General features: G+C 41.3%; 4 protein-coding genes and 1 pseudogene. All 5 read right to left on the bottom strand.

All coding sequences use genetic code 11. The annotated features are described in order from the left end of the window. A pseudogene (locus tag BGC07_RS20365) lies at positions 1-373 on the bottom strand (poly-beta-hydroxybutyrate polymerase); the annotation flags it as partial. Further along, positions 318-1,133, bottom strand: coding sequence for a poly-beta-hydroxybutyrate polymerase N-terminal domain-containing protein (locus BGC07_RS01270; protein ID WP_069311655.1), 816 nt, complete (start codon positions 1,131-1,133; stop codon positions 318-320). The gene BGC07_RS01270 and the pseudogene BGC07_RS20365, both read right to left, overlap by 56 nt. Positions 1,134-1,187: 54 nt before the next feature. Next, the gene (locus BGC07_RS01265; protein ID WP_069311654.1) at positions 1,188-2,054 is read right to left on the bottom strand and encodes an acetate/propionate family kinase; all 867 of its coding nucleotides are present in this window, start codon (positions 2,052-2,054) and stop codon (positions 1,188-1,190) included. A gap of 7 nt (positions 2,055-2,061) precedes the next feature. Further along, positions 2,062-2,391, bottom strand: coding sequence for a hypothetical protein (locus BGC07_RS01260; protein ID WP_069311653.1), 330 nt, complete (start codon positions 2,389-2,391; stop codon positions 2,062-2,064). Further along, on the bottom strand, positions 2,366-3,287 hold a 922-nt coding region (locus BGC07_RS01255), incomplete at its 5' end, for a bifunctional enoyl-CoA hydratase/phosphate acetyltransferase (RefSeq protein WP_069313769.1). The genes BGC07_RS01260 and BGC07_RS01255, both read right to left, overlap by 26 nt.

Here is a 3,287-nt window from a genome sequence, read left to right as displayed (position 1 = left end):
GAAATGCTGAAGCCATTTGCTGCCCAGATAAATAGCCTTGTGTTGCCATTCGAGCTTCTAAAGAAGCAACTTGGCTTTCATCGATAAATAATTGAAGCTCGCCCGGCTGCTCAAAATCAGTCTGTGCTGCAAATAAAGTGAGGCTTTTTAGTTGTGTTGAATTAATTTTTCCTAACCATGCGGCGGTGATTGCTGCAAGTGTTCCACCTAAGCAATACCCCGCTAAATGAATCCGTGTATTTTTTGTAATTTCAGAAACAACATCAATCGCCTCTAGCCCCCCTTCAAAAATATAATCATTGAGGCTTGTGTTTTTATCATCTTTTTCTGGATTTTTTCCATGAAATAATAAATACCTGATGACCTTGATCAACGAAATATTTAACGAGCGAGTTGTGTGGCGATAAGTCCAAAATATAATATTTCATAATCCAAGAGGGGAAAATTAAAATAGGTTCTTTATAAGCAGTTTTTGTTAACGGCTGATATTGAATCAGCTCAATTAAGTCATTACGAAAAACGACCTTTCCCTGAGTAATAGCAACAGTTTCGCCCACTTTATACGGACTTTCTTGAGATTTTAATCGAGGCATCAACGTCTCAAACCAATGAATATGCCCCTTTACTAAATTCATTCCACGCTCTTCCCAGGTTGCTTTTAGCGCCAGCGGATTTGTCAGCAAAAAATTTGTCGGTGCCCACATATCACACAACTGACGCACAGTAAAACAAGACAGTTCAATATGATGCTTATTTGCTCCGCGTGTTTCCGAAATTGCTTGTTGTAGCCAGTGCTCTATATTCAAAAAATTTTGAGCGTATAGATTAAAAGGAAACTGTTGCCATTGACTGTCACGAAAGCGATGATCTTTAGCTGATTCAAATTCAAAACCTTTTGTTTCATCCTCATCATGTTTTATTTCGGTAAGTTGCTCCATCAGAACTTTAGTCTTTTTCCAAGCATCAGCAACTAACCATAACTGCGTACCAGGTGCTGTGATAAAGTGAAGGAACCAGTCATATAAAGCCAACAATAGCGCTTCAGGTGAAGCGCCATGAGTGCATAAACTTAAAAATTGCTGGTATTGGTCATCAAATTTTTCTTTAAGCTCTAAGCTAACACTATCTACCACTTTATTTCCTTACAAATAATCTGTTAATTGACTCTTTTTATTAGCCGTTATCTTTTAAAAAAAGCATCCACTGACTGCATAGCAACGATTTTTTGCTTCATTTGTTTTCATCACCATAACTTTAACCTTACTGTCAGGTTGACTAATGATTAATTCATGCCGTTGGTTGGCTTGACCACTAAAATGCACTCCTAGCCAATCCAATCGCTCACACACTGCTTGGCGAATACGCTCAGAGTTTTCACCGACCCCTCCTGTGAACACGAAGAGATCAACGCCTCCTAATGCACCAACGATGCTCGCCACATGCATAATGACTTGATCAACATAGTAATCCACTAGCCATTGATCCTTTAATTGCTCCGAACCAAACAATGACGCTAAATCAGAATAATCACCTGACATTCCAAGCAACCCCGACTGCTGATAAAGCATCTTCTCGATTTGTTGTGCAGCCATTTTTTTATGCTGCGCTAAATAAAGCACGACACCAGGATCAAGCTGGCCACAGCGTGTTGCCATCGGCAATCCGTCCAGCGCGGTGAACCCCATCGTCGTTGCATGGCTTTTGAGGTTAATTAAGCCACAAAGACTCGCGCCACTGCCTAAATGTGCAACAACCACTTTACCTGTACTTTCAGCCCCTAATTTTTCTTTAAGTTCACTTGCAATATATTGATAAGAAAGCCCATGAAAACCATAGCGTTTAACCCCCTCTTCATATAATTCATGGGGCAGCGCATAATACTTTCTAAATTCAGGAATTGATTGATGGAATGCCGTATCAAAACACGCCACTTGAAAAACATCAGGTAATGCTTCTGCAACACTATTAATTTCCTGAAGGTTGTACGGTTGGTGCAAAGGCGCTAAAGGAATAAACTGCTCAAGCTGCCGTAATGCAACCTGATCAACTTTCACTGCATGCTCAAATAAATCTCCGCCATGAACAACCCGATGCCCAGCAATATCTGGAATAATATCTTGCTTTTTTTAAAAGACTTAAAACCTCTTCTAGAGCCAAAGCATAAGGGTCATCTTCTGGTTGAAGATAAATCATTTTGCGGTCAGCATCGCTTTTACTCTGCCCTTCGAGTAAATATTGCATTTCAAGCGATAAAGGGTCACTTCCTAGCCCCCTAACTTGACCAGAAAGCTTTCTTTGTAAGTCAGGTCGTGTTTCACAGCAAATCAACTGATAGACAGAAAATTTTAAAGAAGATGAACCTGCATTAAGCGTCAATATTGTTTTTAGCATGCTGCCATTCCAGGTTATAGTGAGACACTAGGACCGCTAAAGCACATGAAGTTTCTCGAGTTAAGCGATCATCCGCTCGGCTTGTCAACACAATCGGTACCTTCGCGCCTAAAACAATTCCCGCCCCCTTCGCTTGAGACAAGTAAGACAGTTGTTTTGCTAACACATTTCCTGAAACAAGATCAGGAACCATCAAAATATCAGCCTGGCCAACCACCTCAGAGATAATTCCTTTGACTGATGCTGCATGCGCAGAAATAGCATTATCAAAGGCAAGAGGTCCATCTAATACTCCGCCTTTAATTTGCCCACGATCCGCCATTTTACAAAGTGCTGCGGCATCAATTGTGCACTGCATTTTAGCATTTACAGTTTCAACCGCAGCAAGCAAAGCAACCTTAGGCATAGCAATACCAAGTGCATGTGCAAGGTGAATCGCATGTTGAGTAATATCTCGCTTTGCTTCCAGGTCCGGTGATAAGTTAATCGCACCGTCAGTAATTATTAATGGCCGATCATAACTTGGGATATCCATCACAAAACAATGGCTCACCCGCTGATCAGTGCGTAGTCCTCGCTGTTTATCTAAAACAGCCTGCATAAGCTCATCCGTATGTAAGCTCCCCTTCATAATTGAATTTACTTTACCCAAGCGCGCTAACTCCACTGCTTTTGCCGCCGCTGCATGACTATGTTCCACATCGATGCACTCTAGATGATCAATATTAATATGTAAGCGATGAGCTAAGTTTTTAAGGCGCTTAATGGGGCCAATAATGACAGGAGTGACTAACTCTTTTTCTGCGGCCTCAACAGCGCCCAATAAAGCATCTTCTGAACATGGGTGAACAACCGCAACCCTAAGAGAGTGATTCAAGCTTCGTGCGTTTTTGTAT

The organism is Piscirickettsia litoralis, from assembly GCF_001720395.1.
GTDB lineage: Bacteria > Pseudomonadota > Gammaproteobacteria > Piscirickettsiales > Piscirickettsiaceae > Piscirickettsia > Piscirickettsia litoralis.
This window is presented reverse-complemented; position numbering and strand designations above follow the sequence as displayed.

Bases quoted from the DNA above. Each gene is read 5' to 3' on its own strand.
- BGC07_RS01260 (WP_069311653.1), bottom strand. From the start codon at position 2,391: ATGCTAAAAACAATATTGACGCTTAATGCAGGTTCATCTTCTTTAAAA.